At 55.4% G+C, this 25455-nt stretch carries 23 protein-coding genes and 4 tRNA genes; 19 read left to right on the plus strand and 8 right to left on the minus strand.

From position 1 onward, the window contains the following. The first annotated feature begins 4 nt into the window (after positions 1 to 4). The 10 genes from rffA to V5P19_RS21200 all read left to right on the plus strand — a co-directional run bounded on the left by rffA (position 5) and on the right by V5P19_RS21200 (position 7699). Positions 5 to 1135 (plus strand): dTDP-4-amino-4,6-dideoxygalactose transaminase, encoded by a 1131-nt coding sequence (gene rffA / locus V5P19_RS21155; protein ID WP_334407215.1) that lies wholly within the window; start codon positions 5 to 7, stop codon positions 1133 to 1135. A 1-nt stretch (position 1136) separates the two neighbouring features. Continuing rightward, entirely contained in the window at positions 1137 to 2387 is a 1251-nt protein-coding gene (gene wzxE, locus V5P19_RS21160) for a lipid III flippase WzxE (protein WP_334407217.1), read from the plus strand. Beyond that, the gene (locus tag V5P19_RS21165; protein WP_334407219.1) at positions 2384 to 3463 is read left to right on the plus strand and encodes a TDP-N-acetylfucosamine:lipid II N-acetylfucosaminyltransferase; all 1080 of its coding nucleotides are present in this window, start codon (positions 2384 to 2386) and stop codon (positions 3461 to 3463) included. Before wzxE ends, V5P19_RS21165 begins: the two co-directional genes overlap by 4 nt. Next, positions 3460 to 4812 carry an ECA oligosaccharide polymerase gene (gene wzyE, locus V5P19_RS21170; protein ID WP_334407221.1) on the plus strand — a complete coding sequence of 451 codons (1353 nt, stop codon included), beginning with the start codon at positions 3460 to 3462 and terminating at the stop codon, positions 4810 to 4812. The genes V5P19_RS21165 and wzyE overlap by 4 nt, the downstream gene beginning before the upstream one ends. 12 nt (positions 4813 to 4824) lie before the next feature. Continuing rightward, entirely contained in the window at positions 4825 to 5565 is a 741-nt protein-coding gene (gene wecG / locus V5P19_RS21175) for a lipopolysaccharide N-acetylmannosaminouronosyltransferase (protein ID WP_334407223.1), read from the plus strand. Positions 5566 to 5761: 196 nt separating this feature from the next. Continuing rightward, positions 5762 to 7147: an amino acid permease gene (locus V5P19_RS21180; RefSeq protein ID WP_334407225.1), complete on the plus strand. Its 1386-nt coding sequence runs from the start codon at positions 5762 to 5764 to the stop codon at positions 7145 to 7147. Positions 7148 to 7249: 102 nt separating this feature from the next. Then, positions 7250 to 7326 (plus strand) — tRNA-Arg (locus tag V5P19_RS21185). A gap of 65 nt (positions 7327 to 7391) precedes the next feature. Beyond that, positions 7392 to 7467, plus strand: a tRNA-His gene (locus tag V5P19_RS21190). A gap of 22 nt (positions 7468 to 7489) precedes the next feature. Continuing rightward, positions 7490 to 7575 (plus strand) — tRNA-Leu (locus V5P19_RS21195). 47 nt (positions 7576 to 7622) lie between these two features. After that, a tRNA-Pro gene (locus tag V5P19_RS21200) sits at positions 7623 to 7699 on the plus strand. Positions 7700 to 8204: 505 nt separating this feature from the next. On the opposite strand, the gene V5P19_RS21205 is transcribed toward V5P19_RS21200, so the two are convergent. The 5 genes from V5P19_RS21205 to hemC form a co-directional block, all read right to left on the minus strand. Beyond that, positions 8205 to 9416 carry an MFS transporter gene (locus tag V5P19_RS21205; RefSeq protein ID WP_334407227.1) on the minus strand — a complete coding sequence of 404 codons (1212 nt, stop codon included), beginning with the start codon at positions 9414 to 9416 and terminating at the stop codon, positions 8205 to 8207. 159 nt (positions 9417 to 9575) lie between these two features. Next, positions 9576 to 10772 carry a protoheme IX biogenesis protein HemY gene (gene hemY, locus V5P19_RS21210; RefSeq protein ID WP_334407316.1) on the minus strand — a complete coding sequence of 399 codons (1197 nt, stop codon included), beginning with the start codon at positions 10770 to 10772 and terminating at the stop codon, positions 9576 to 9578. Positions 10773 to 10774: 2 nt separating this feature from the next. Continuing rightward, positions 10775 to 11968, minus strand: coding sequence for a uroporphyrinogen-III C-methyltransferase (gene hemX / locus V5P19_RS21215; protein WP_334407229.1), 1194 nt, complete (start codon positions 11966 to 11968; stop codon positions 10775 to 10777). A 21-nt stretch (positions 11969 to 11989) separates the two neighbouring features. Further along, entirely contained in the window at positions 11990 to 12730 is a 741-nt protein-coding gene (hemD, locus tag V5P19_RS21220) for a uroporphyrinogen-III synthase (protein ID WP_334407231.1), read from the minus strand. After that, the gene (gene hemC / locus V5P19_RS21225) at positions 12727 to 13668 is read right to left on the minus strand and encodes a hydroxymethylbilane synthase (protein WP_334407234.1); all 942 of its coding nucleotides are present in this window, start codon (positions 13666 to 13668) and stop codon (positions 12727 to 12729) included. Before hemC ends, hemD begins: the two co-directional genes overlap by 4 nt. 349 nt (positions 13669 to 14017) lie before the next feature. Here hemC and cyaA point away from each other — a divergent pair, with 349 nt between their 5' ends. Continuing rightward, positions 14018 to 16561 carry a class I adenylate cyclase gene (cyaA, locus tag V5P19_RS21230; RefSeq protein WP_334407236.1) on the plus strand — a complete coding sequence of 848 codons (2544 nt, stop codon included), beginning with the start codon at positions 14018 to 14020 and terminating at the stop codon, positions 16559 to 16561. A 39-nt stretch (positions 16562 to 16600) separates the two neighbouring features. Here cyaA and cyaY read toward each other — a convergent pair whose 3' ends face one another. Continuing rightward, complete coding sequence (gene cyaY / locus V5P19_RS21235; protein ID WP_137273453.1) at positions 16601 to 16921, minus strand: iron donor protein CyaY; 321 nt, start codon at positions 16919 to 16921, stop codon at positions 16601 to 16603. Between the two features lie 135 nt (positions 16922 to 17056). Here cyaY and V5P19_RS21240 point away from each other — a divergent pair, with 135 nt between their 5' ends. The 8 genes from V5P19_RS21240 (at position 17057) to corA (ending at position 23986) form a co-directional block, all read left to right on the plus strand. Then, the gene (locus V5P19_RS21240) at positions 17057 to 17260 is read left to right on the plus strand and encodes a lipoprotein (protein ID WP_334407242.1); all 204 of its coding nucleotides are present in this window, start codon (positions 17057 to 17059) and stop codon (positions 17258 to 17260) included. Between the two features lie 35 nt (positions 17261 to 17295). Continuing rightward, a complete protein-coding gene (dapF, locus tag V5P19_RS21245) occupies positions 17296 to 18120 on the plus strand; it encodes a diaminopimelate epimerase (protein ID WP_334407319.1) in 825 nt (274 codons plus the stop codon). After that, positions 18117 to 18824, plus strand: coding sequence for a DUF484 domain-containing protein (locus tag V5P19_RS21250; RefSeq protein WP_334407244.1), 708 nt, complete (start codon positions 18117 to 18119; stop codon positions 18822 to 18824). Before dapF ends, V5P19_RS21250 begins: the two co-directional genes overlap by 4 nt. Further along, positions 18821 to 19723 (plus strand): tyrosine recombinase XerC, encoded by a 903-nt coding sequence (gene xerC / locus V5P19_RS21255; protein ID WP_334407246.1) that lies wholly within the window; start codon positions 18821 to 18823, stop codon positions 19721 to 19723. Before V5P19_RS21250 ends, xerC begins: the two co-directional genes overlap by 4 nt. Further along, the gene (gene yigB / locus V5P19_RS21260; protein ID WP_334407248.1) at positions 19723 to 20439 is read left to right on the plus strand and encodes a 5-amino-6-(5-phospho-D-ribitylamino)uracil phosphatase YigB; all 717 of its coding nucleotides are present in this window, start codon (positions 19723 to 19725) and stop codon (positions 20437 to 20439) included. The genes xerC and yigB overlap by 1 nt, the downstream gene beginning before the upstream one ends. 76 nt (positions 20440 to 20515) lie before the next feature. After that, complete coding sequence (uvrD, locus tag V5P19_RS21265; protein WP_334407250.1) at positions 20516 to 22678, plus strand: DNA helicase II; 2163 nt, start codon at positions 20516 to 20518, stop codon at positions 22676 to 22678. A gap of 149 nt (positions 22679 to 22827) precedes the next feature. Further along, positions 22828 to 22884: a YsgD/CorL family protein gene (gene ysgD, locus V5P19_RS21270; RefSeq protein WP_212743980.1), complete on the plus strand. Its 57-nt coding sequence runs from the start codon at positions 22828 to 22830 to the stop codon at positions 22882 to 22884. Positions 22885 to 23035: 151 nt separating this feature from the next. Then, positions 23036 to 23986 (plus strand): magnesium/cobalt transporter CorA, encoded by a 951-nt coding sequence (gene corA, locus V5P19_RS21275; RefSeq protein WP_334407252.1) that lies wholly within the window; start codon positions 23036 to 23038, stop codon positions 23984 to 23986. A gap of 42 nt (positions 23987 to 24028) precedes the next feature. Here the strand turns inward: corA and rarD are convergent, their stop codons facing one another. Together rarD and yigI are read right to left on the minus strand one after the other, a co-directional pair. Beyond that, a complete protein-coding gene (gene rarD / locus V5P19_RS21280; RefSeq protein WP_334407254.1) occupies positions 24029 to 24925 on the minus strand; it encodes an EamA family transporter RarD in 897 nt (298 codons plus the stop codon). A 51-nt stretch (positions 24926 to 24976) separates the two neighbouring features. Continuing rightward, on the minus strand, positions 24977 to 25444 hold the full coding sequence (gene yigI, locus V5P19_RS21285) for an acyl-CoA thioesterase YigI (RefSeq protein WP_334407256.1): 468 nt from the start codon (positions 25442 to 25444) through the stop codon (positions 24977 to 24979). Between the last annotated feature and the right edge of the window lie 11 nt (positions 25445 to 25455).

The following is a 25455-nucleotide window of genomic DNA, read 5'->3' on the forward strand; positions in this document are numbered from 1 at the left end:
CAAGATGATTCCATTTAACGCACCACCGGTTGTGGGCACCGAACTCGACTATATGCAGTCTGCTATGGGCAGCGGCAAACTCTGTGGCGACGGTGGTTTTACCCGTCGCTGCCAGCAGTGGATGGAACAGCGTTTTCAGAGCGCCAAAGTGCTGTTGACCCCATCCTGCACGGCGTCGCTGGAAATGGCCGCCCTGCTGTTGGACATCCAGCCCGGTGATGAAGTGATCATGCCGAGCTACACCTTTGTCTCCACGGCGAATGCGTTTGTTCTGCGCGGAGCGAAAATCGTCTTTGTGGATATCCGCCCGGATACCATGAATATCGATGAAACGCTGATTGAAGCGGCCATCACCGAGAAAACGCGTGCGATTGTCCCGGTTCATTACGCGGGCGTGGCCTGTGAGATGGACACCATCATGGCGCTTGCCCAAAAGCACAACCTCTTTGTGGTAGAAGATGCCGCCCAGGGCGTGATGTCCACCTACAAAGGACGCGCGCTGGGAACCATCGGCCATATTGGCTGCTTTAGCTTCCACGAAACCAAAAACTACACCGCAGGCGGTGAGGGCGGCGCGACGCTGATTAACGATCGTGCGCTGGTGGAACGTGCGGAAGTGATTCGTGAAAAAGGCACTAACCGCAGCCAGTTTTTCCGCGGCCAGGTGGACAAATACACCTGGCGCGATATTGGCTCAAGCTACCTGATGGCGGACCTGCAGGCGGCGTATCTCTGGGCGCAGCTGGAGGCGGCGGAGCGCATTAATCTGCAGCGCCTGTCTCTGTGGCAAACCTATTACGACGCGCTGGAGCCGCTGGCAAAAGCGGGGCGTATTGAGCTGCCGACTATTCCGGCAGATTGCGTCCACAATGCCCATATGTTCTACATTAAGCTGCGTGATAACGAGGATCGGAGCAAGCTGATTGCCTGGCTGAAAGAGGCCGAAATCATGGCTGTATTCCACTATATTCCCCTGCACTCCAGCCCGGCCGGTGAAACTTTCGGCATGTTCGCAGGCGAAGATCGTTACACCACAAAAGAAAGTGAGCGTTTGCTTCGCTTGCCGCTGTTCTACAACCTCGCGCCGGTTAACCAGCGCACGGTGATTAATACCCTTCTGAGCTATTTCGGCTGATATGTCTCTGGCAAAAGCATCGGTGTGGACCGCCGCGTCCACGCTTGTAAAAATTGGTGCCGGATTACTGGTCGTTAAGCTGCTGGCCGTGTCGTTCGGCCCTTCAGGCGTCGGGCTGGCGGGCAATTTCCGTCAGTTGGTCACCGTGCTGGGTGTCCTGGCGGGGGCCGGGATCTTCAACGGCGTCACGAAATATGTCGCCCAGCATCATGATGATGCGGTACAGCTGCGCAAGGTAGTTGGCACATCCTCAGCGATGGTCTTAGGTTTCTCGACGCTGCTGGCCGCCGTGTTTTTGCTGGCGGCGGGACCCATTAGCCAGGGGTTATTTGGACACACGCACTATCAAGGGCTGGTGCGCCTGGTTGCGCTGGTGCAGATGGGGATCGCCTGGGCTAACCTGCTGCTGGCGTTGATGAAAGGTTTCCGTGACGCTGCCGGAAACGCGCTTGCGCTGATCCTGGGCAGTATCATTGGCGTCATCGCCTATTACTTTTGCTTTCGTTTGGGCGGATATGAGGGCGCGCTGTTAGGGTTGGCGCTGGTTCCTGCGTTAGTTGTCGTCCCGGCGGCGTTAATGCTGATGCGCAGAGGAGCCATCCCGTTAAATTACCTGAAACCGCAGTGGGATAAGGTGCTGGCGAGCCAGCTAGGTAAATTTACCCTGATGGCGCTCATCACCTCCGTCACGCTGCCGGTGGCCTACGTGATGATGCGAAACCTGCTGGCGGCGCATTATAGCTGGGATGAAGTTGGGATCTGGCAGGGCGTGAGCAGTATTTCCGATGCCTACCTCCAATTTATAACGGCTTCCTTTAGCGTCTATTTGCTGCCAACCTTATCGCGCCTGACGTCCAGGCTGGATATCACCCGCGAGATTATCCGCTCCCTGCGTTTTGTGCTTCCTGCCGTCGCGGCGGCCAGTTTTACCGTCTGGTTATTACGCGACGTCGCGATCTGGCTGCTGTTCTCGGCGAAGTTTACCGCCATGCGCGATCTCTTTGCCTGGCAGCTGGTGGGGGATGTACTGAAAGTCGGCGCTTACGTTTTCGGTTATCTGGTGATTGCGAAAGCCTCGCTGCGGCTGTATATCCTGGCGGAAATTAGCCAGTTTGCTTTACTGACGGCGTTCTCGCACTGGCTGATTCCTGCACAGGGTGCACTGGGGGCGGCTCAGGCCTACATGGCAACCTATATTGTTTATTTCGCTGCCTGTTGCGGCGTATTTTTACTTTGGCGTAGACGCGCATGACTGCACTGATTCACATTCTGGGATCGGATATCCCGCACCATAACCACACCGTTTTGCGGTTCTTCAATGATGAGCTGGCATCGGGCAACGCCGATGCGCGCGAGTTTATGGTTGCAGGCCAGGACAACGGCCTGAGCGAGACATGTCCCGAACTTCACATCACTTTCTGGCCGGATAAAGCGGCGCTGGCAAAGGCGGCTATCGCCAAAGCGAAGGCCGATCGTCAGCAACGCTTTTTTTTCCACGGGCAGTTTAATACGGGCCTGTGGCTGGCACTGCTGAGCGGTGGGATAAAACCCTCCCAGTGCAGCTGGCATATCTGGGGAGCCGATCTTTACGAAGTTTCTCGTGGCTGGAAATTCCGTTTGTTCTATCCGCTACGCCGCATGGCGCAGGGGCGCATAGGCTGTGTCTTTGCTACGCGAGGCGATCTCAATTACTTTGCGCAACAGCACCCTGACGTTCGCGGCGAGCTGCTCTATTTCCCGACCCGAATGAACCCGGCGCTGAACACCATGGCGAATGACACGCCGCGCGAGGGGAAATTGACGATTCTGGTGGGGAACTCAGGCGATCGCAGCAATGAACATAGTGCTGCGCTGCGGGCGGTACACCAGCAGTTTGGCGATACGGTTAACGTAGTCGTGCCGATGGGCTATCCGGCAAATAATGACGCGTATATTGATGAGGTTAGCCAGCAGGGACTGACGCTGTTTAGCGCGGAGAATTTGCACATTCTGCGTGATAAACTGGAATTTGAAGACTATCTCTCACTGCTGCGTCGGTGTGATCTGGGCTACTTTATCTTTGCCCGCCAGCAGGGGATTGGCACGCTGTGCCTGCTCATTCAGGCCGGGATTCCGTGCGTGCTTAATCGTGATAATCCGTTCTGGCAGGATATGGCCGAACAGCATATACCTGTGCTGTTTACCTCGGATACGCTGAGCGTCGATGTGGTACGTGAAGCGCAGCGACAGCTGGCGCTGGTAGACAAAAGCCGCATCGACTTCTTTAGCCCGAATTACCTCACGCCGTGGCACCGCGCGCTGCGTATCGCTGCAGGAGACAACGCATGAGCCAGTTGCAATTCAGCGGCTTGTTGGTGGTTTGGCTTCTGAGCACGTTATTCATCGCCACGCTTACCTGGTTTGAGTTTCGTCGTGTTCGCTTTAACTTCAACGTCTTCTTCTCGTTGCTGTTTCTGCTGACCTTCTTCTTCGGTTTCCCGCTGACCAGCATTCTGGTCTTTCGCTTTGACGTTGGCGTCGCTCCGCCTGAAATTCTGCTCCAGGCGCTGCTTTCGGCTGCCTGTTTCTATGCAGTGTATTACGTCACCTATAAAACGCGGCTTCGCACAGCGAAAGCGGCCACGCCACGGCGGCCCATTTTCACCATGAACCGGGTGGAGACGCACCTGACGTGGGTCATGCTGATGACCATTGCTCTGGTGAGCGTGGGTATCTTCTTTATGCACAACGGTTTCCTGCTGTTTAAGCTCCACTCTTACAGCCAGATTTTCTCTGCCGAAGTCTCCGGCGTGGCGCTAAAGCGCTTCTTCTACTTCTTCATCCCGGCAATGCTGGTGGTCTTTTTCCTGCGGCAGGACAGCAAAGCCTGGCTGTTTTTCCTGGTCAGCACCGTGGCGTTCGGCATCCTGACCTACATGATTGTGGGTGGGACGCGCGCGAACATTATCATCGCGTTTGCGATCTTCCTGTTTATTGGCATTATCCGCGGCTGGATCTCTCTGTGGATGCTGGTGGCGGCTGGGGTGTTTGGAATAGTGGGAATGTTCTGGCTGGCGTTGAAACGTTACGGCATGAACGTTTCGGGTGATGAGGCGTTTTACACCTTCCTGTACCTCACGCGCGATACCTTCTCCCCCTGGGAAAATCTGGCGTTGCTGCTGCAAAACTACGACAAGATTGAGTTCCAGGGCCTGGCCCCGATTGCGCGGGACTTTTACGTCTTTATTCCAACCTGGCTGTGGCCAGACCGCCCGGGCGTTGTGCTGAATACGGCGAATTATTTCACGTGGGAAGTGCTGAATAACCACTCCGGTCTGGCCATATCCCCAACGCTGATTGGCTCGCTGGTGGTGATGGGCGGTACCTGGTTTATTCTTCCCGGCGCGGTTGCAGTCGGGTTAATTATCAAGTGGTTCGACTGGCTCTATACGCTCGGCAACAACGAGACGAATCGCTATAAGGCCGCGATTTTGCACAGTTTCTGTTTTGGTGCCATTTTCAATATGATCGTTCTGGCGCGCGAGGGTCTGGATTCTTTCGTTTCGCGCGTGGTGTTCTTTATGGTCGTTTTTGGCGTGTGCCTGCTTTTGGCCAAGCTGTTGTACTGGCTGTTTGACAGCGCAGGGCTTGTTCACAAGCGCGAGCCACGGGGCAGCACAACGCTGTCGCAAGTCTGAGTAGGGATAATAATGACTGATACAACTTCCGCACCGCGCTACGCGCTGCGAGGCCTGCAGCTTATTGGCTGGCGTGATATGCAGCACGCGCTCGATTTTCTGTTCGCGGGCGGGCAGATGAAATCCGGTACGCTGGTCGCTATCAACGCGGAAAAAATGCTGGCGGTAGAAGATAACCCGGAAGTGAGAAGCCTGATTGAGGCCGCTGAGTTCAAATACGCGGACGGTATCAGCGTGGTGCGTTCTATACGCAAAAAGTATCCTGGCGCTAATGTTTCTCGCGTCGCAGGGGCTGACCTCTGGGAACAGCTTATGGCACGTGCAGGCGCTGAAGGCACGCCGGTATTCCTGATTGGCGGTAAGCCTGACGTGCTGGCGCAGACCGAGCAAAAACTGCGGAGTCAGTGGGGCGTTAACATTGTGGGCAGTCAGGATGGCTACTTCAAACCTGAAGATCGGCAGGTGCTATTTGAACGCGTGCGCGACAGCGGGGCGAAAATTGTCACCGTCGCCATGGGATCCCCGCGCCAGGAGATCCTGATGCGCGATTGCCGTCTGGTTTGCCCAAATGCTCTCTACATGGGCGTTGGTGGGACGTATGACGTCTTTACCGGCCACGTAAAGCGTGCGCCGAAGGTGTGGCAAAATCTGGGGCTGGAGTGGCTCTACCGTCTGCTCTCGCAACCCACGCGCATCAAACGGCAGATCCATCTGCTGCGTTACCTCGCATGGCACTACACCGGAAAAATGTAATCAAAATGTAGCGCGATATGCTGTTCGCGCTGCAACCCCCCTGCAAAACTGCTGCGAATCTGTGCAATGCATTCATTTTTTTAATGCATCGTTTGCCATTTGGCAGATTTTAAGAAACCATTCGCTCCGTATTTCAGTACCCCTAAAAAATAATAACCGGCAAAAGTCGGGAAACAGCAAACACAACCGAGGATTTATGGCAGAGAAAAAACCGGAGCTACAGCGTGGGCTGGAAGCTCGACACATTGAATTGATAGCGCTGGGCGGCACTATCGGCGTGGGCCTGTTTATGGGCTCCGCAAGCACGCTCAAATGGGCAGGTCCTTCCGTATTGCTGGCGTATATCATCGCCGGTCTGTTTGTCTTCTTCATCATGCGCTCTATGGGGGAAATGCTCTTCCTGGAGCCGGTTGCGGGTTCATTCGCCGTCTATGCGCACCGTTACATGAGCCCGTTCTTCGGCTATCTCACGGCCTGGTCATACTGGTTTATGTGGATGGCGGTCGGCATCTCGGAAATCACCGCAATCGGGGTCTACGTCCAGTTCTGGTTCCCGGACATGGTTCAGTGGATACCCGCACTTATCGCCGTGGGGCTTGTGGCGCTGGCGAACCTTGCTGCCGTGCGTCTTTACGGTGAAATCGAGTTCTGGTTTGCGATGATCAAAGTCACCACCATCATCGTGATGATTGTGGTCGGCCTGGGCGTGATTTTCTTCGGCTTTGGCAACGGTGGGCACGCCATTGGCTTTGGTAACCTGACCGATCACGGCGGCTTCTTCGCGGGGGGCTGGAAAGGGTTCCTGACGGCGCTGTGTATCGTTGTTGCATCCTATCAGGGTGTCGAGCTGATCGGGATTACCGCCGGTGAAGCGAAAAATCCGCAGGTCACGCTGCGTAGCGCGGTTGGCAAGGTACTGTGGCGTATCCTGATTTTCTACGTGGGTGCGATTTTCGTTATCGTAACCATCTTCCCGTGGAACGAAATTGGCACCACCGGTAGCCCGTTTGTTCTCACCTTTGCGAAAATTGGCATCACCGCGGCGGCAGGTATCATCAACTTTGTGGTTTTGACGGCAGCGCTTTCCGGCTGTAATAGCGGGATGTACAGCTGTGGTCGTATGCTTTATGCGCTCTCCAAAAATAATCAGCTGCCGGCGGCAATGGGGAAAGTCTCTCGCGCGGGTGTGCCGGTCGCGGGCGTGGCGGTATCGATAGTCATTCTGCTGATTGGCTCTTGCCTGAACTACATCATTCCTAACCCGCAGCGCGTGTTTGTGTACGTCTACAGCGCCAGCGTGCTGCCGGGGATGATCCCGTGGTTTGTCATCCTGATTAGCCAGCTGCGCTTCCGTCAGGCGCACAAGCAGGCGATTGCCAGTCATCCGTTCCGCTCGATTTTATTCCCGTATGCGAACTACATGACGATGGCATTCCTGATTTGCGTATTAATCGGAATGTACTTTAATGAAGATACTCGCATGTCGCTGTTTGTCGGGATGATATTCCTTGCCGCAGTGACGGCGGCGTACAAACTTTTTGGTCTGGGCCGCCGTGCCACCACGCATAAAGTGGAGGATTAAGCGGCAAAATGTGCAAACCATAACCAAACGCGCATTTTTTTAAAAAAAGCACTAGACAGCGGGGTCGGAGGTACGTAATATCCAGCCCCGCAACGGCGCTAAGCGCCCGTAGCTCAGCTGGATAGAGCGCTGCCCTCCGGAGGCAGAGGTCTCAGGTTCGAATCCTGTCGGGCGCACCATTTACCCGGTGCTGGAGCTGCGGTGGTCTGAGAAGTAGTCAGTACCGCGTGATAAGAATACAGTGGTGGCTATAGCTCAGTTGGTAGAGCCCTGGATTGTGATTCCAGTTGTCGTGGGTTCGAATCCCATTAGCCACCCCATTATTTGAAAGAGTTGTGAATTGCGAAGGTGGCGGAATTGGTAGACGCGCTAGCTTCAGGTGTTAGTGTCCTTTGGATGTGGGGGTTCGAGTCCCCCCCCTCGCACCACGACTTTTAAAATGAATTGAACTAAAAATTCAAAAAAAGCAGTACATCGGCGAGTAGCGCAGCTTGGTAGCGCAACTGGTTTGGGACCAGTGGGTCGGAGGTTCGAATCCTCTCTCGCCGACCAATTTTGAACCCCGCTTAGGCGGGGTTTTTTGTTTTCTGCCCCTTTTCAACGTTGTAACCATTGCCCGACAGCATGATGCCCTCTTGTCGCGATTCAGCGACACGTAACTCAATGAAATAAAACAATTTAAAGTTTAAGCGTTATTGTTGTCTCTTTCTGGCGACAAAACGACGTTTTTGCCAATAGGTTATGGGGCTTTAGATGGGTTCCGACAGCAGAAATTCCTTTTATCTTAAAATGTTGCGCAATGTAAAAGTTCTGCGTGTAACGTTGGCACGTAACGTGCAATAATATACGCGTAGATGCTCATTCCATCTCTTATGTTCGCCTTAGTGCCTCATAAACTCAGGAATGACGCAGAGCCGTTTACGGTGCTTATCGTCCACTGACAGATGTCGCTTCGGCCTCATCAAACACCATGGACACAACGTTGAGTGAAGCACCAAATATGTTGTCTTAAAGACCTGTTTTAACGCCTGCTTTTATAGCAGGCGTTTTTTTTGCCTTAATCCCGGCAACGGTTCATCACCAGGGCAACTAACAGCAATCCCCCAGTTGAGACGCTATACAGCGCCTGTACGGCACCAAATTTTGAGGCCACTACCGCAGCAATGCCGGTGAAGAGGGACGCACCTACCGTCTGCCAGCGCCATGCTTTCCCGCTGGCAGAGGAGATTTGTCCCGCGTTAAAGCTGCTGAGTACGCCAAAGGTCCCTGCCGCAAAGACAATATTCGACGCCAGATGTGCGAAAAAGATCGCCCCGAGGGCCAGCCATATCTGTCCAGATAAAAACGGGATCATTCCATAGGCAGCCAAAAAGACGGCGAGGCAGGTAACCAGCAGTGGCGTTTGTGCAGCAAAGTGAGTCAGGCTGTCTCTTTTTAGCAGCAGGGGTCCGCAAAGTTGCCCCATGCTTCTGGCAAACAGCAGAGGCAGGGCGAGCCCCGCCGCATTCTCCGGATGGGTCTCTTGCGCCAGTGCCGGAAGCAGCGCCATCGCGGGTGACCCAACGGCGGCCAGGGCAGGAAGAATAAGCAGACTGCGTTTTTGCCGAAGGGTCAGCGTTTGCCAGCGTAACGCCACAGAATCGCTAGCGTCCGCAGGCAATGGTGTGGAGACCACAGCAAACACGCGCCCCGCCAGTACCAGCATCAACAGTGAGCCCAGGAAGCTTGCGGCATCTATTGCCAGCAGAGAGAGTGTCGGGATGTGCTGGAAAAGGACGACGCCCAGCCCGGTCCCTAACAACACCTGCGAGGCAAAAATGACATTCTCAAGGCAGGTTGCGGCGGGAAGTTCTGCTTCGCTAAGCCCGCGTTTAAACAGCAGGGTCAGCGCGGGCCAGCTTATACCGCTCAGTACGGCTTCTGTGGATTGCACGGCAAGTAGCGCGGGAATGCTGTGGTAATGCACTCCGAGCAGGGGAAAGAGCAGCGCAATCAAGCCCAGCAGCTCAGTCAGTACCAGCAGCGCGATCGGGGTAAACCGTTGACACAGCTTTTCACCGACGAGGCTGCCGATAAATCCCGGAACAGTGGCAAAAAGGAAGGCGAGCGTTAGCAAGGCGGGCGAGGCTGACCACTGCAGCAGTAATCCGAAGACAACAACCTGAGTTAAACCATTCCCCAACGATGTGAAGATAAAAGCGCAAGCCAGCAGACGGAGCCAGCGATGACGGCGCAGCGCTTCAATGAGCGCATACACGAGCGAATTCATGGTGATTTCCTTTCAAAAACGATTTAGTCCACGCGGCGGAGGCGCGTGTATGAACAAAGGTTAATGAAAAGAGATCGTTACATTGGCAAGGACGTTTCCTGATGGATATGGAAAGAATGTAGCATAAAAAAGGAGGCCGTCTGGCCTCCTTATTGATTATTACTGATTCCCGTTATTCTGTAACGTGAGCAGCAGGCCGTCTCGCCGCATAGCGGCAGCCTCTTCCGGCTTATGCTGCTTGTCCAGCGTATCGGCAAGCCACGCATAGTCAAACGCGTCCGGGCGCTGTTTCAGCGCCGCACGGAAGGCCAGACTGGCCTCCTGCCATTCGCCGTGCTTCATCAGCGACTGACCCAGCGTGCTCCACAGCAGTGGACGATCGCCGACGGTTTTAATCTGCTGGCGCAGTGCTTTTTCGATTTGTTCAGGGTTATTGGTCTTCAGGCGCGGGATCACCATCACCAGACGATCGTCGTACTGGCGTTTTAGACCATCCAGGATGATCTCCTGTGCCGTATCATGATCGTCACATTCAATCAGATGTTCTGCCATTGCCACCTGCAGGGGAACCTGTTGACGTGTTTTACGGCTCTGATTCTTCCACCAGGTTTTCAGCCCATCGCTGCCGAGGTCAGCACGCGACTGATCCATCAATCCAATCCATGCCAGACGCTGAAGTTCATCGCGATGTTCGTCATCACCCACATCGGCTTTCGCCATGGAAGGAATAATGTCCAGCAGTGAGCCCCAGGCCCCCGTACGAATATAGGCCTGCTCAGCAAGGCGCAGCACTTCAGGATGGCGTGGCGTAACTTCCAGCAGGCGGTCGATACCGTGGCGTGCCGCGTGGTTCTCATTACGCGCCAGCTGCAGACGAACGCGGGTGATCTCAACCGGAATTTGGTCGTTAGAGGCCAGCTCAGAGGCACGTTCCAGATGCTGGTTAGCACGGGCTTCATCGCCACGCTGTTGCGCCGCTTCTGCGGCCAGCAGGTAGTTCACCACCGGTTGTTCAGCGTGGTCAGCATTTTTCGACATCAGCTTTTCAACCTGCTGATAGTCACCTTCGGCGAGCTTAAGCAGCGCCTGTTCGGTTTGCTTACGGGCGCGACGACGCTTGCGGCCAACGAACCATCCGCGGGTGTGAGCCCCGGTGCGGAAAATGCGGCGCAGGATCCACTCGACGGCAAACAGCACGACGACGCCGAGGATCAGGATGATCGCCAAACCCGTTACGCTGGTTTCAATATTGTAGTTATCCGTCTGGATCAACACATAGCCCTGGTGACCCGCCAGCATTGGCCCGAGGACGATCCCGGCGATCAGCAGGATGAAGAGCAAGAGTACTTTAAGCATCATTACTCTCCTTGTGGTGCGCTTTCAGGTGCTGGCGCGGCGGCAGGGGCTTCGGCTGCAGGTTCTGCCGGAATGCCTGGCTGGGCCAGCAGGTTGCGCACGCGTGTCTGCATAAGTTTTTCAAGAATCGGCTGGCTCTCGAGCTTATCCGGTACGCTCATGGTGATGTTCTGCTGGCTCAGTTTGTCGATGTCTTCCAGGAATGCCGTGGTGGTGGCGTCATCGGTGTTGTAGTAAGCCCGCACCCATGTAGAGACGTTATCCAGCGCCTGCTTGTAGGTTTCTTCCTGATGGCGCGGCACGGCCTGCGCAGCAACCAACAGGCGGGAGCGAATGTTTTCGCGCAGGTAGATATCCTGGTTCGGTGCTAACAGCGGGACAGCGGTTTCGTCGCGGCGACGAATGGTGATGAAGCTGTCCATGAAGTTCTGCCAGCTTTTCTGCAGGTTCACGCGCCATTCGCTCAGGGAACTGGACAGCTCGGTGCCGTCGGAATCCATCGGGGAATCGTCATCGTTGTTATCCGCCAGCTGCAGATTATCGATCTGATTTGAAAGCTGATTCACCTTGAGAATAATACCGTCGTAATCTACCTGCGAAACGGCAGAGAGGCTGGCAATATCTTCGGTGATGGCGCGACGTGCGGCGATAAGGCTCGGATCGTTCATGTCTGCCAGGCTCGCATCGGCGCTTTTCAGCAGTGCGGCGGCAGTGGTGACGTCCTGATCGCTCCAGAGCTTACGCCCGGCCAGTTTCACCAGGAAATCGGCCTGCGAGAGTAGCCAGGTTTTGGCATCGGTGCCGGAAATAGTAGCGACTTTTTGCTGCACTTCGTCCAGCTGTTTTGTCAGCTCAGTCTGTTTACTGTTTGCATCAGCAAGCGCGGCGGCCTGCTGTTTGATGACGCCTTCTAGCTCGGCTTTCTGCGTCTCCTGCGCTTTTTGCAGGGCAGCGAGCTGATTGACCAGCGCGTCGCTGGTGGCCGTCTGGTTAGCGCCTTGTTGTTTAACAAAGCCATACAAGCCCACACCCGCAGCCAACGCAATCGCGATGGCAATGGCGCTCAGGGCAAGGCTGGTTTTATTGCTACCCTTTTTTTTCTCAGCGGCCTTTTCAGTCGACTCTGACTGCGGAGTGAGTTCCACAGTCTCCGCGGTCTCTTCAACCACGGCGGAGGATTTTTCGTGTTCCGTCATTATGGCTTCCCATTATGAGAGTTATTGTAATGCGCGCAGCAGCGCATCGTTGTCGGCGTTATCAGCGATCCGAATATCATTCCAGCCCAGTTCCCGGGCGTGGGTCGCCAGACGCTCGCTGACGACCAGGAGCCGACAGCGGAGTAACCAGTTTTCACGATACCATTGCGGCACAAGCGACCAGAGCTGCTGCAGCATTTCACCGCTGGTGACCACCAGGGTGTTGATGCCGCGCATCTGCCAGCGCATAGCCTCTTCAGCACCATCATAGTGTTTCGCGCTACGCTGATAGCATTCGCAAAACGTGACGTCAGCGCCGCGTTCCCGTAGCGTTTCACCCAACAGTTCACGCCCGCCATTACCGCGTAAAATCAGCGCGCGTTTCCCGGCAACAGTCTGTAATTCAGGTAATTGTAGCAAGACTTCGCTAATTTCCCGATCTAACGGGTAGCGAACGTCAATCCCGCTCACGGTATGCAAGGCCAGCGCGGTGGTACGTCCGATAGCGAAATAGTGGGGCGCAGTGGGCCAGCGGCATGCTTGCTGCTGCAGCTGCGCATGGGCAAATTCCACGGCATGCTGTGACAGCACAAACAACAGATCGCCTTCCTGTAGGGTATCTAACTGGTCGGTGAGCGCAGAAAGCGCCCGACCAGGGGAGAATTCAATCAGCGGAAAACTCCAGGCCACCTGCCCCAGTGCGCGCAGACGGCTCACTAATTGCTCTCCTGCGGGAGAAGGACGGGTGACAAGAATACTCATGCAGGGGGTTCTCCGTTATACACGTCGGCCAGAATTTCACGGGCGCCGTTATCGAGCAACTCTTCAGCCAGCGAGACGCCAAGCTGTTCGGCATCTTGCGGCTGACCGCGACGTTCGCCACGCACCATCTGTGAGCCGTCCGGGGCGCCCACGAGCGCGCGTAACCACAGTTCATCATCGATTAATTCAGCATAGCTGCCAATGGGCACCTGACAGCCGCCTTCGAGGCGCGTGTTCATTGCGCGTTCTGCTTTTACGCGGATGGCGGTCTCGTCATGATTCAGCGGCGTCAGCAGTTCACGGGTACGTGTATCATCCAGACGACACTCAATGCCGACAGCACCCTGGCCAACGGCCGGAAGTGACAGCTCTGGCGGTAATGCCATGCGAATGCGCGATTCCAGACCCAGACGTTTCAGGCCCGCAACGGCGAGGATAATGGCATCGTAATCACCGTTATCCAGCTTGCCAAGGCGCGTACCCACATTGCCGCGCAGCGAGCGAATGATCAGGTCCGGACGACGTTCAGCCAACTGACATTGGCGGCGTAAGCTGGACGTGCCAACCACGCTACCTTTTGGCAAGTCGTCGAACGAGTCATACTGGTTAGAGACAAACGCATCGCGTGGATCTTCGCGCTCGCAGATGGTCACCAGCCCCAGCCCTTCCGGGAACGCAACGGGCACGTCTTTCATCGAATGCACGGCGATATCGGCACGGTTTTCAAGCAATGCCATTTCCAGCTCTTTGACAAACAAGCCCTTTCCGCCGACTTTCGCCAGTGGCGTATCAAGAATCACGTCACCGCGCGTCACCATTGGCACCAGCTCGACACGCAATCCGGAGTGGCAGGCTTCAAGGCGCTGCTTAACATAATGTGCCTGCCAGAGCGCAAGGGGGCTTTGGCGTGTGGCAATTCTCAAAACATTGTCTAACATGCTTGTTACCGTCATTATCAATCGCTAACCATCCTAACATTGTTGACACCGGGATGGCAGTTTTACGGTTGATGAAGAGGAGAGGGACAGGGTGGCGCACTCGTCAGCCACAGCCGTATTCAGGAATTTACACGTTGAGAATGATGCTACACTTTGTATGTAGCGCATCTTTCTTTACGGTCAATCGGCAAGGTGTTAAATTGATCACGTTTTAGACCATTTTTTCGTCGGTACCACCATAAAGATAAGGACGAAAAAGGGTAACGGTTATCTTTTTGAAATACTGCGGGTCCACTGTTATTCGATTTTTGAATAAGTTGTGACACCCGGAAACATCAGGCGATATGTCTTGTACCTCTATATTGAGACTCTGAAACAGAGACTGGATGCCATAAATCAACTGCGTGTGGATCGCGCGCTTGCTGCTATGGGACCTGCTTTTCAACAGGTTTACAGTCTGCTGCCGACATTACTGCACTATCACCATCCGCTGATGCCGGGTTACCTCGATGGTAACGTTCCCCAAGGCATTTGCCTCTTCACGCCTGATGAAACCCAACAGCATTATCTCAACGAACTCGAACTCTACCGCGGTATGCCGCCGCAGGAATCGCCGAAAGGTGAACTGCCGATTACCGGCGTTTACTCTATGGGGAGTACCTCATCTGTAGGGCAAAGCTGCTCTTCTGACCTGGATATCTGGGTCTGCCATCAGTCCTGGCTCGATAACGACGAGCGCCAACTGTTGCAGCGTAAATGCAGCCTGCTGGAAAGCTGGGCGGCGTCGCTCGGCGTGGAAGTGAGCTTCTTCCTGATTGATGAAAACCGCTTCCGCCATAACGAAAGCGGCAGTCTGGGTGGTGAGGACTGCGGATCGACGCAGCACATCTTGTTGCTGGATGAATTTTACCGTACTGCCGTTCGTCTGGCCGGTAAGCGTATTCTGTGGAATATGGTGCCGTGCGATGAAGAAGAGCATTACGACGATTACGTGATGTCGCTCTACTCCCAGGGTGTCCTGACGCCAAACGAATGGCTGGACCTGGGCGGCCTGAGCTCCCTGTCGGCAGAAGAATACTTTGGCGCGAGTCTCTGGCAGCTTTATAAAAGTATCGACTCACCGTACAAAGCGGTGTTGAAAACGCTGCTGCTCGAAGCCTATTCCTGGGAATACCCAACGCCGCGCCTGCTGGCAAAAGATATCAAACAGCGTCTGCATGACGGGGAGATCGTCTCCTTCGGGCTTGATGCCTACTGCATGATGCTGGAACGCGTTACCGAATACCTGAAAGCCATTGATGACCACACGCGTCTTGACCTGGTGCGTCGATGTTTCTATCTCAAAGTCTGTGAAAAACTCAGCCGCGAACGCGCATGCGTTGGCTGGCGTCGTGAAGTGGTCAGTCAGTTAGTCAAAGAGTGGGGATGGGACGAAGAGCGTCTGTCCATGCTCGACAACCGTGCCAATTGGAAAATCGATCAGGTGCGTGAGGCGCATAACGAACTGCTCGATGCGATGATGCAAAGCTACCGTAACCTGATCCGCTTTGCGCGTCGTAATAATCTCAGCGTTTCCGCCAGCCCGCAGGATATCGGTGTGTTGACCCGTAAACTGTACGCCGCGTTTGAAGCGCTGCCGGGTAAAGTCACGCTGGTGAACCCGCAGATTTCGCCTGACCTGTCAGAACCGAACCTCACCTTTATCTATGTGCCTCCAGGTCGCGCAAACCGTACCGGGTGGTATCTGTATAACCGTGCGCCAAGCATGGACTCCATCGTTAGCCATCAGCCGCTGGAATATAACCGCTACCTGAATAAGCTGGTGGCCTGGGCCTGGTTTAACGGCCTGTTGACCTCGCGCACCCGGCTGTTCATTAAAGGCAACGAGGTGGTCGACTTAGCGAAACTGCAGGAGATGGTGGCGGATGTGTCGCACCACTTCCCGCTGCGCCTGCCTGCACCGACGCCGAAAGCGCTCTACAGCCCGTGTGAAATTCGCCATCTGGCGATCATCGTCAATCTCGAATACGACCCGACGGCGGCCTTCCGCAATCAGGTGGTGCATTTTGATTTCCGCAAGCTGGACGTCTTTAGCTTTGGTGAGCAGCAAAATTGCCTGGTCGGCAGCGTAGATCTGCTGTACCGCAACTCATGGAATGAAGTGCGTACCCTGCACTTCAACGGCGAGCAGGCGATGATCGAAGCGCTGAAAACCATTCTTGGTAAAATGCACCAGGACGCCGCGCCGCCAGACAGCGTTGAGGTGTTCTGCTACAGCCAGCATCTTCGCGGTTTGATTCGTACCCGCGTGCAGCAGCTGGTTTCAGAGTGTATCGAACTGCGTCTTTCCAGCACCCGTCAGGAAACCGGACGCTTTAAAGCGCTGCGCGTCTCCGGCCAAACCTGGGGACTGTTCTTCGAACGCCTGAATGTGTCAGTACAGAAGCTGGAAAACGCCATTGAGTTTTACGGCGCAATCTCGCACAACAAACTGCATGGCCTGTCAGTCCAGGTGGAAACCAACCACGTCAAATTGCCGCAGGTGGTGGATGGGTTTGCCAGTGAAGGGATTATTCAGTTCTTCTTTGAAGAGTCGGGCGACGATGCCGGTTTCAATATCTACATCCTGGATGAAACTAACCGCGCCGAGGTCTACCACCACTGTGAAGGCAGTAAAGAGGAGCTGGTGCGTGACGTTAGCCGCTTTTATTCCTCTTCACATGACCGCTTCACCTACGGCTCAAGCTTTATCAACTTCAACCTGCCGCAGTTCTACCAGATTGTGACCGTGGATGGCCGCACGCAGGTGATCCCGTTCCGCACTCAGGCCGTTACGCCGGTCGTTCCTGCCAATCAGGATAACGCCCCGCTGCTGCAGCAGTATTTCTCCTGAGCCTTTTCGCCGGGTCGCGCAACGCTACCCGGCAAAAAATCACCTGAAACTCACCGTCTCACCCGCCTGCGCGGTCGCGGCCTGCTCCAGCAAATCCCAGAACGTTTCGCCGCTGCGGTCGCACACCCACTCGTCACCTTTCAGATCGAAATGGTATCCACCTTGTTTGGCAGCCAGCCAGACCTGGTGAAGCGGCTCCTGTCGGTTAATAATAATTTTGCTGCCGTTTTCGAAGCTCAGGGTCAGGATACCGCCGTTGATTTCACAATCGATATCACTGTCGCCGTCCCAGTCGTCCAGACGCTCTTCAATGGTCATCCACAGGGCGTCGGCAAGGCGATGGAATTCACTGTCGTTCATGGTTTTGTTCCTGTTTTTCGTGATGCGGGCAGTATAACGCTAAATAATTCCCGTTGCAGGAAAGCGGCAAACTCTTGCTTTTGTGTCTTCTCCTGCGATGATAGAAACAGATTTGAACTTACGGGCAACTTTATAATGAAAAACGTCTTAGGAACGCTTGCCGTTCTCATCACACTGTTTAGCCTGACGGGCTGTGGATTGAAAGGGCCGCTGTACTTCCCGCCTGCGGATAAAACGGCGCCACCACCGACCAAGCCAGTGCAAAGTGGCATTGAATCTTCTACGCCGGACACTAACGATCGTGGCAACAACGGTGGCCCGACTCAGGTTAATCTCTGACGACTACGTTCTGTACCCGCGCAATGGAGCGAATGATGCAGTTCTCTAAGATGCATGGCCTTGGCAACGATTTTATGGTCGTCGACGCGGTAACGCAGAATGTCTTTTTCTCCCCGGAACTGATCCGCCGTCTGGCAGATCGGCATCTGGGCGTGGGGTTCGATCAGCTGCTGGTGGTGGAACCGCCATACGATCCCGACCTCGATTTCCACTACCGTATTTTTAACGCGGACGGCAGTGAAGTCTCCCAGTGCGGCAACGGTGCGCGGTGCTTTGCCCGCTTTGTCCGCCTGAAAGGGTTGACCAACAAGCGTGATATTCGCGTCAGTACCGCGAACGGACGCATGGTGCTCAGCGTCACCGATGACGAACTGGTGCGCGTGAACATGGGTGAGCCGAACTTTGAGCCATCTGCCGTGCCGTTTCGCGCAAACAAAGCGGAAAAGACCTATATTATGCGCGCGGCCGAGCATACAGTATTGTGTGGCGCCGTCTCGATGGGTAACCCGCACTGCGTCATTCAGGTGGATGATGTGGAAACCGCCGCGGTTGAAACCCTCGGTCCGGTACTGGAAAGCCACGAGCGCTTCCCGGAGCGGGCGAATATCGGTTTTATGCAGGTGGTGGCGCGTGAGCACATCCGCCTGCGGGTCTACGAGCGCGGCGCAGGCGAAACCCAGGCCTGCGGAAGCGGTGCCTGTGCGGCTGTTGCAGTCGGCATCTCTCAGGGATTACTGGCGGAAGAGGTTCGCGTGGAATTGCCGGGCGGTCGCCTTGATATCGCCTGGAAAGGACCGGGTCATCCTCTGTATATGACGGGCCCGGCGGCACATGTCTATGACGGGTTTATCCATCTATGAAACAACCAGGGGAAGAACTGCAGGAAATGGTGACGGAACTGGACGACAGTGCTGTTGTTGATTATCTGCTGCGCAATCCTGAGTTTTTTATCCGCAATGCACGCGTCGTCGAACAGATGCGCGTGCCGCATCCGGTTCGCGAAACCGTGTCGCTGGTCGAATGGCACATGGCGCGTTCGCGCAAGCACATCAATCAGCTCGAAGAGAACATGACGCTGCTGATGGAGCAGGCGAACAATAACGAAAGCTTGTTCTATCGTCTTCTGCATCTGCAGGCGCGTCTGGCGTCGGCGCACAGCCTCGAAGAGTTCCTCAGTCGCTTCCACCGCTGGGCGCGCGAGCTGGGTCTGGCTGGCGCAACTATTCGCCTCTTTCCCGATCGCTGGCGCATTGGCGCACCGTCCGGTTTTACCCATCTTGCGTTGAACCGGCAGGCGTTTGAACCGCTGCGTATTCAGCGTCTGGGCCATGAACATCACTATCTGGGGCCGCTGAACGGACCGGAACTGCTGGTGGTATTGCCAGAGGCCAAAGCGATTGGCTCGGTGGCCATGTCGCTGATGGGACGCGATGGCGATCTGGGCGTCATGTTATTCACCAGCCGCGACGCGCATCATTACGAGCAAGGGCAAGGCACGCACCTGCTGCAGGAAATAGCCCTGATGCTGCCTGAGCTGCTGGAGCGCTGGATTGAACGCGTATGACGGACGGACTGCTCGCCACTGACGTCACGCGATTTCTGCGTTACCTGGGCGTTGAGCGTCAGCTTAGCCCCATTACGCTGCTGAACTATCGGCGTCAGCTTGATGCCATCATGCAGATTGCCGATGAAATCGGCCTGAAAAGCTGGCAACACTGTGACGCTGCTACGGTTCGCGGATTTGTCGTGCGTAGTCGTAAAAAAAATTTAAGCCCTGCGAGTCTGGCCCTCAGGCTTTCAGCATTGCGCAGTTTCTTTGACTGGCTGGTCAGCCAGGGCGGCTTAAAAGCGAATCCGGCGAAAGGTATCGCCACGCCAAAAGCCCCGCGCCATCTGCCTAAAAATATCGACGTCGACGACGTAAACCGCCTGCTGGATATCGATCTCAACGATCCGCTGGCCGTACGCGACCGCGCGATGCTGGAGGTGATGTACGGTGCGGGTCTGCGTCTTTCTGAACTGGTTAACCTCGATCTCAAACATCTCGATCTGGAGTCTGGCGAAGTGTGGGTAATGGGCAAAGGCAGCAAAGAGCGCCGCCTGCCGATTGGCCGTAATGCGGTCTCCTGGATTGAGCACTGGCTTGATCTGCGCGGCCTGTTTGGCGCAGAAGAAGACGCGCTGTTTTTGTCAAAGCTTGGGAAGCGGATTTCGGCGCGCAATGTACAGAAACGCTTTGCGGAGTGGGGCATTAAGCAGGGGCTGAACAGTCACGTTCATCCGCACAAGCTGCGCCACTCGTTTGCCACCCACATGCTTGAATCAAGCGGGGACCTGCGCGGCGTGCAGGAGCTTCTCGGCCATGCCAATTTATCCACCACTCAAATCTATACCCACTTAGACTTTCAGCACCTTGCCTCGGTGTATGACGCGGCGCATCCACGCGCCAAACGGGGGAAATAATGCGTTTTTACCGCCCACTCGGTCAGATTTCAGCACTCACATTTGATCTTGATGACACACTCTATGATAACCGTCAGGTGATCCTGCGTACCGAGCAGGAGTCGCTGGCGTTTGTGCAGAACTACCATCCGGCTTTGAAAACGATGCAGAACAAAGATTTCCAGAAGCTGCGTCAGTCCCTGCGGGAAACCGAGCCGGAAATTTACCATGACGTTACCGAATGGCGTCGTCGCGCGGTTGAGCAGGCGATGTTAAATGTGGGTCTGAGCCCGCGTGATGCGGCTATTGGCGCTGAAGCCTCGATGGAAAACTTCGCCAAATGGCGCAGCTGTATCGACGTTCCGCAGGAGACCCACGACACGCTGAGGAAACTGGCAGAAAAATGGCCGCTGGTGGCAATCACCAACGGCAATGCTCAGCCTGAACTGTTTGGCCTGGGTGATTACTTTGAATTTGTTCTGCGCGCAGGCCCGCACGGGCGCTCGAAGCCCTTCAATGATATGTATCACCTGGCGGCGGAAAAACTGAACCTGCCGCTCGGTGAAATCCTGCACGTGGGCGATGACCTGACCACGGACGTGGCCGGTGCGATCCGCTGCGGCATGCAGGCGTGCTGGATCAAGCCGGAAAATGCCGACCTGATGACAACGCTGGACAGTCGTCTGCTGCCACACGTGGAAATTTCGCGGTTGGCATCCCTCACCACGCTGATATAATCATCAATTGTTCTGTATAAATTAACAGGGTTTTGGCGAATGTTATTCGCCTGCCCGACATGACGTGACGGTGCCAATGGACGTTTCTTACCTGCTCGACAGCCTTAATGACAAACAGCGTGAAGCGGTTGCCGCCTCGCGCACCAACATGCTGGTGCTGGCTGGGGCGGGCAGTGGTAAGACGCGCGTGCTGGTTCACCGTATCGCCTGGCTGCAGAGCGTGGAAAACTGCTCGCCGTACTCCATTATGGCGGTCACGTTCACCAACAAGGCGGCGGCGGAGATGCGCCACCGTATTGCGCAACTGATGGGGACCAGCCAGGGCGGTATGTGGGTTGGCACCTTCCACGGCCTGGCACACCGCTTGCTGCGCGCCCACCATATGGACGCCAACCTGCCGCAGGATTTCCAGATTCTCGACAGCGAAGATCAGCTGCGTTTGCTGAAGCGTCTGATCAAGGCCATGAACCTCGATGAGAAGCAATGGCCGCCGCGTCAGGCGATGTGGTACATCAACGGCCAAAAAGACGAAGGGCTGCGCCCACACCATATTCAGAGCTTCGGTAACCCGGTTGAGCAGACCTGGCAGAACGTCTACAAGGCTTATCAGGAAGCGTGCGATCGTGCCGGTTTGGTAGACTTCGCCGAGCTGCTGCTGCGCGCGCACGAGCTTTGGCTCAATAAGCCGCACATCCTGCAGCACTACCGTGAACGCTTTACCAATATTCTGGTGGACGAATTCCAGGATACCAACAACATCCAGTACGCGTGGATCCGCCTGCTGGCCGGCGATACCGGCAAGGTGATGATTGTGGGTGATGACGACCAGTCCATCTACGGCTGGCGTGGGGCGCAGGTGGAAAATATCCAGCGTTTCCTTACCGACTTCCCGGGCGCAGAAACCATCCGTCTGGAGCAAAATTACCGTTCAACCAATAATATCCTGAGCGCAGCCAACGCCCTGATTGAAAACAACAACGGGCGTCTGGGGAAAAAACTGTGGACCGACGGTGTCGACGGTGAACCGATTTCAATTTACTGCGCGTTTAACGAACTCGATGAAGCCCGCTTCGTGGTGAACCGTATCAAAACCTGGCAGGACAACGGCGGTGCGCTGGAGCAGTGCGCCATTCTTTATCGCAGCAACGCCCAGTCGCGCGTGCTGGAAGAGGCGTTGTTGCAGGTGAGTATGCCGTACCGTATTTACGGCGGTATGCGCTTCTTCGAACGCCAGGAAATCAAAGACGCGCTTTCGTATCTGCGCCTGATCGCCAACCGTAACGACGATGCGGCGTTTGAGCGCGTGGTCAATACGCCAACCCGCGGTATTGGCGATCGCACCCTGGATGTGGTGCGTCAGGCGTCCCGAGACCGCCAGCTTACCCTGTGGCAGGCGTGCCGTGAGCTGCTGCAGGAAAAAGCCCTCGCCGGACGCGCGGCCAGTGCGCTACAGCGCTTCATGGAGCTGATTGATGCTCTGGCACAGGAGACGGCCGATATGCCGTTGCACGTCCAGACCGACCGGGTAATTAAAGATTCCGGCCTGCGCATAATGTACGAGCAGGAAAAAGGCGAGAAGGGCCAGACCCGTATTGAGAACTTAGAGGAACTGGTGACGGCAACGCGCCAGTTCAGCTACAACGAAGAAGATGAAGATTTGATGCCGCTGCAGGCGTTTCTCTCCCACGCCGCACTGGAAGCAGGCGAAGGGCAGGCGGATACCTGGCAGGATGCGGTGCAACTGATGACGTTGCACTCGGCGAAAGGTCTGGAGTTCCCGCAGGTATTTATCGTGGGGATGGAAGAGGGGATGTTCCCGAGCCAGATGTCGCTGGATGAAGGCGGCCGTCTGGAAGAGGAACGCCGTCTGGCCTATGTGGGCGTGACGCGTGCGATGCAAAAGCTGACGCTGACGTACGCCGAAACCCGCCGCTTGTACGGTAAAGAGGTGTATCACCGTCCGTCGCGCTTTATCGGCGAACTGCCTGAAGCCTGTGTGGAAGAGGTACGTCTGCGCGCCAGCATTAGTCGTCCGGTCAGCCATCAGCGCATGGGGACGCCGATCTCGGAAAACGACACGGGTTACAAGTTGGGCCAGCGCGTTCGCCACTCAAAATTTGGTGAAGGCACCATTGTTAACCTGGAAGGTAGCGGCGAGCACAGCCGCTTGCAGGTGGCGTTCCAGGGACAGGGGATCAAATGGCTGGTGGCAGCGTACGCCAAGCTGGAAACTGTGTAACTTTCAGAAAAACATCATTATTTTGTAATAGTCTGCTAGCCTTATACGTTGAAGGTCAATTAATGCCCTTCAGCGTTCCGTTGCGTGTTGACGCCACAGTTACTGCTGGCGTAACATGCGCGCACGATTACGCTAAGAGGACATTCGCCTTGGACACACCCAGTAGATACTGGCTCAATTCCCTGTCATCCAGGAACAACTCCTAAGGCTATCTCCTCTTGCTGATGGCCTTAGTGGTTGTCAGCGACCTGTATTACTCCCGTCGCGCTGAGTCAGGCTGTTTAATGGTCTGAAACCCAATTTGTTTCTGTGTGCCCACCGAACTGTCCGATATTTTTTGCATTGGGAGTCCCGGTCATGTTGAGCGCATTTCAACTCGAAAATAACCGACTGACTCGGCTTGAAGCCGAAGAGTCACAGCCCCTCGTTGATGCCGTATGGGTGGATCTGGTCGAGCCGGACGACGATGAACGCCTTCGCGTACAATCTGAGCTGGGGCAAAGCCTGGCAACCCGTCCAGAACTGGAAGACATCGAAGCATCTGCACGTTTTTTTGAAGACGAAGAGGGGCTTCATATCCACTCCTTTTTCTTCTTTGAAGATGCCGACGATCATGCGGGTAACTCCACCGTGGCGTTTACCATTCGCGATGGCCGCCTGTTTACCCTGCGCGAGCGAGAGCTGCCTGCGTTTCGTCTTTACCGTATGCGCGCCCGCAGCCAGGCGATGGTTGACGGCAACGCCTACGAGCTGCTGCTCGATCTGTTCGAAACCAAAATTGAACAGCTGGCGGATGAAATTGAAAACATCTATAGCGATCTGGAAAAACTCAGCCGCGTGATCATGGAAGGCCATCAGGGCGATGAATACGACGAAGCGCTCTCAACGCTGGCGGAGCTGGAGGATATCGGCTGGAAGGTACGTCTGTGTCTGATGGATACTCAGCGTGCGCTGAACTTCCTGGTGCGTAAAGCGCGTCTGCCGGGTGGTCAGCTTGAGCAGGCGCGTGAGATCTTGCGCGATATCGAATCTCTGCTGCCGCACAACGAATCCCTGTTCCAGAAGGTTAACTTCCTGATGCAGGCGGCAATGGGCTTTATCAACATCGAGCAGAACCGCATCATCAAGATCTTCTCGGTCGTCTCCGTGGTATTCCTGCCGCCAACGCTGGTGGCATCAAGCTACGGGATGAACTTTGAGTTTATGCCTGAGCTGCGCTGGAGCTTTGGTTATCCGGGGGCCATTATCTTTATGATCCTCGCCGGACTGGCGCCGTATCTTTACTTCAAGCGCCGCAACTGGCTTTGAGGTTCTGCCCGGTGGCGCTGCTTACCGGGCAGATAACGTTTTCTATAATCCTCTACGCACTCTGCGCTGGGTATAAATCGCATCGGCAACAAAAATCGCCAGCGCCACCCAGATAAACGCGAAGGTCACCATCTTATCCGCACCCGGCACTTCGCCATAAAACACGACTGCCAGCAGGAACATCAGCGTCGGGCCGATATACTGGAAGAAGCCCAGCGTGGAGAGACGCAGGCGCGTCGCCGCACCGGTGAAGCACAGCAGCGGGATCGTCGTGACCACACCGGCCGCCATCAGCATCACATTCAGCGACAGCGGGTTGCTGCCCATATGGCTGGTGGCGCTGTCGGCGATGCCGAAGAGGTAAATCGCCGCGACGGGCAGCAGCCACAGTGTTTCGAATAGCATCCCGGTTTGGGCTTCCACGGCGATTTTTTTACGCACCAGGCCGTAGAACGCAAAGCTAAATGCCAGCCCCAGCGCGATGACAGGCAGCGAGCCGAAGGTCCACAGCTGCACCAGCACGCCGCAGAAGGCGAGGATCACCGCCAGCCACTGCATACGACGGAAGCGCTCACCGAGAAAAATCATGCCCAGCACAATGTTGACCAGTGGATTAATAAAGTAGCCGAGGCTGGCTTCGAGCATATGATGGTTATTCACCGCCCAGATAAAGAGCAGCCAGTTTCCGCCAATCAGCACCGCGGAGAGCGCCAACAGGAAGACCTTCTTCGGGGTTTTCAGCAGCGTTTTGACACCTGACCACTGACGGCTGACGCTCATCAGCGCAATCATAAAGAAGAATGACCAGATGACGCGGTGGGTGAGGATCTCGTCAGCCGGCACATAAGCGATAAGCTTGAAGTACGCGGGAGCGATACCCCAAATAAAATAAGCGGCAAGGGCGAGTAAAACGCCCTGCCGCGTCTGTTTAGCATCCATCGGGATAATCCGTTACAAAAAAGTGAAGTAATTTTACCCGATTTTGCCCTCTCAACCCACCATATAAGTGGCGGTCGCGCTGGCGATATAAACCTGTTCTTCGTTGTGTAACTCAACGCGGGCGACTGCCACTTTGTTACCCGCGCGCAGCAGGCTGCTGCTGCAGGTAAAGCGGTTACCTCGACCTGGACGCAAATAGTCGACGCGTAAATCGATAGTGCCCATGCGGGAGAGGCGCTGGCGAAGCTCATCTTCATTGATGGTGTCATGACGCGTCAGCGTGCTGCCGACGCAGACCAGCCCGGCCGCCACGTCCAGGGCGGAGGCAATCACGCCGCCATGCAAAATACTTTGTGCCCAGTTACCGACCATCATCGGCTGGTTGCTGAAGCTAAGCTGTGCAAAATCTTTTTCATACCGCTCCAGCTCCAGCCCCAGCGCGCGGTTAAACGGCATATGGTAAACAAAAATCTCGCCCACGAGTTTTAAAGCATCTTCGGCGGTAAGCGTGGCTGACATGAGAAGTGGCG

The sequence above is a fragment of the Enterobacter sp. UNJFSC 003 genome (genome assembly GCF_036903355.1).
Classification (GTDB): domain Bacteria; phylum Pseudomonadota; class Gammaproteobacteria; order Enterobacterales; family Enterobacteriaceae; genus Enterobacter.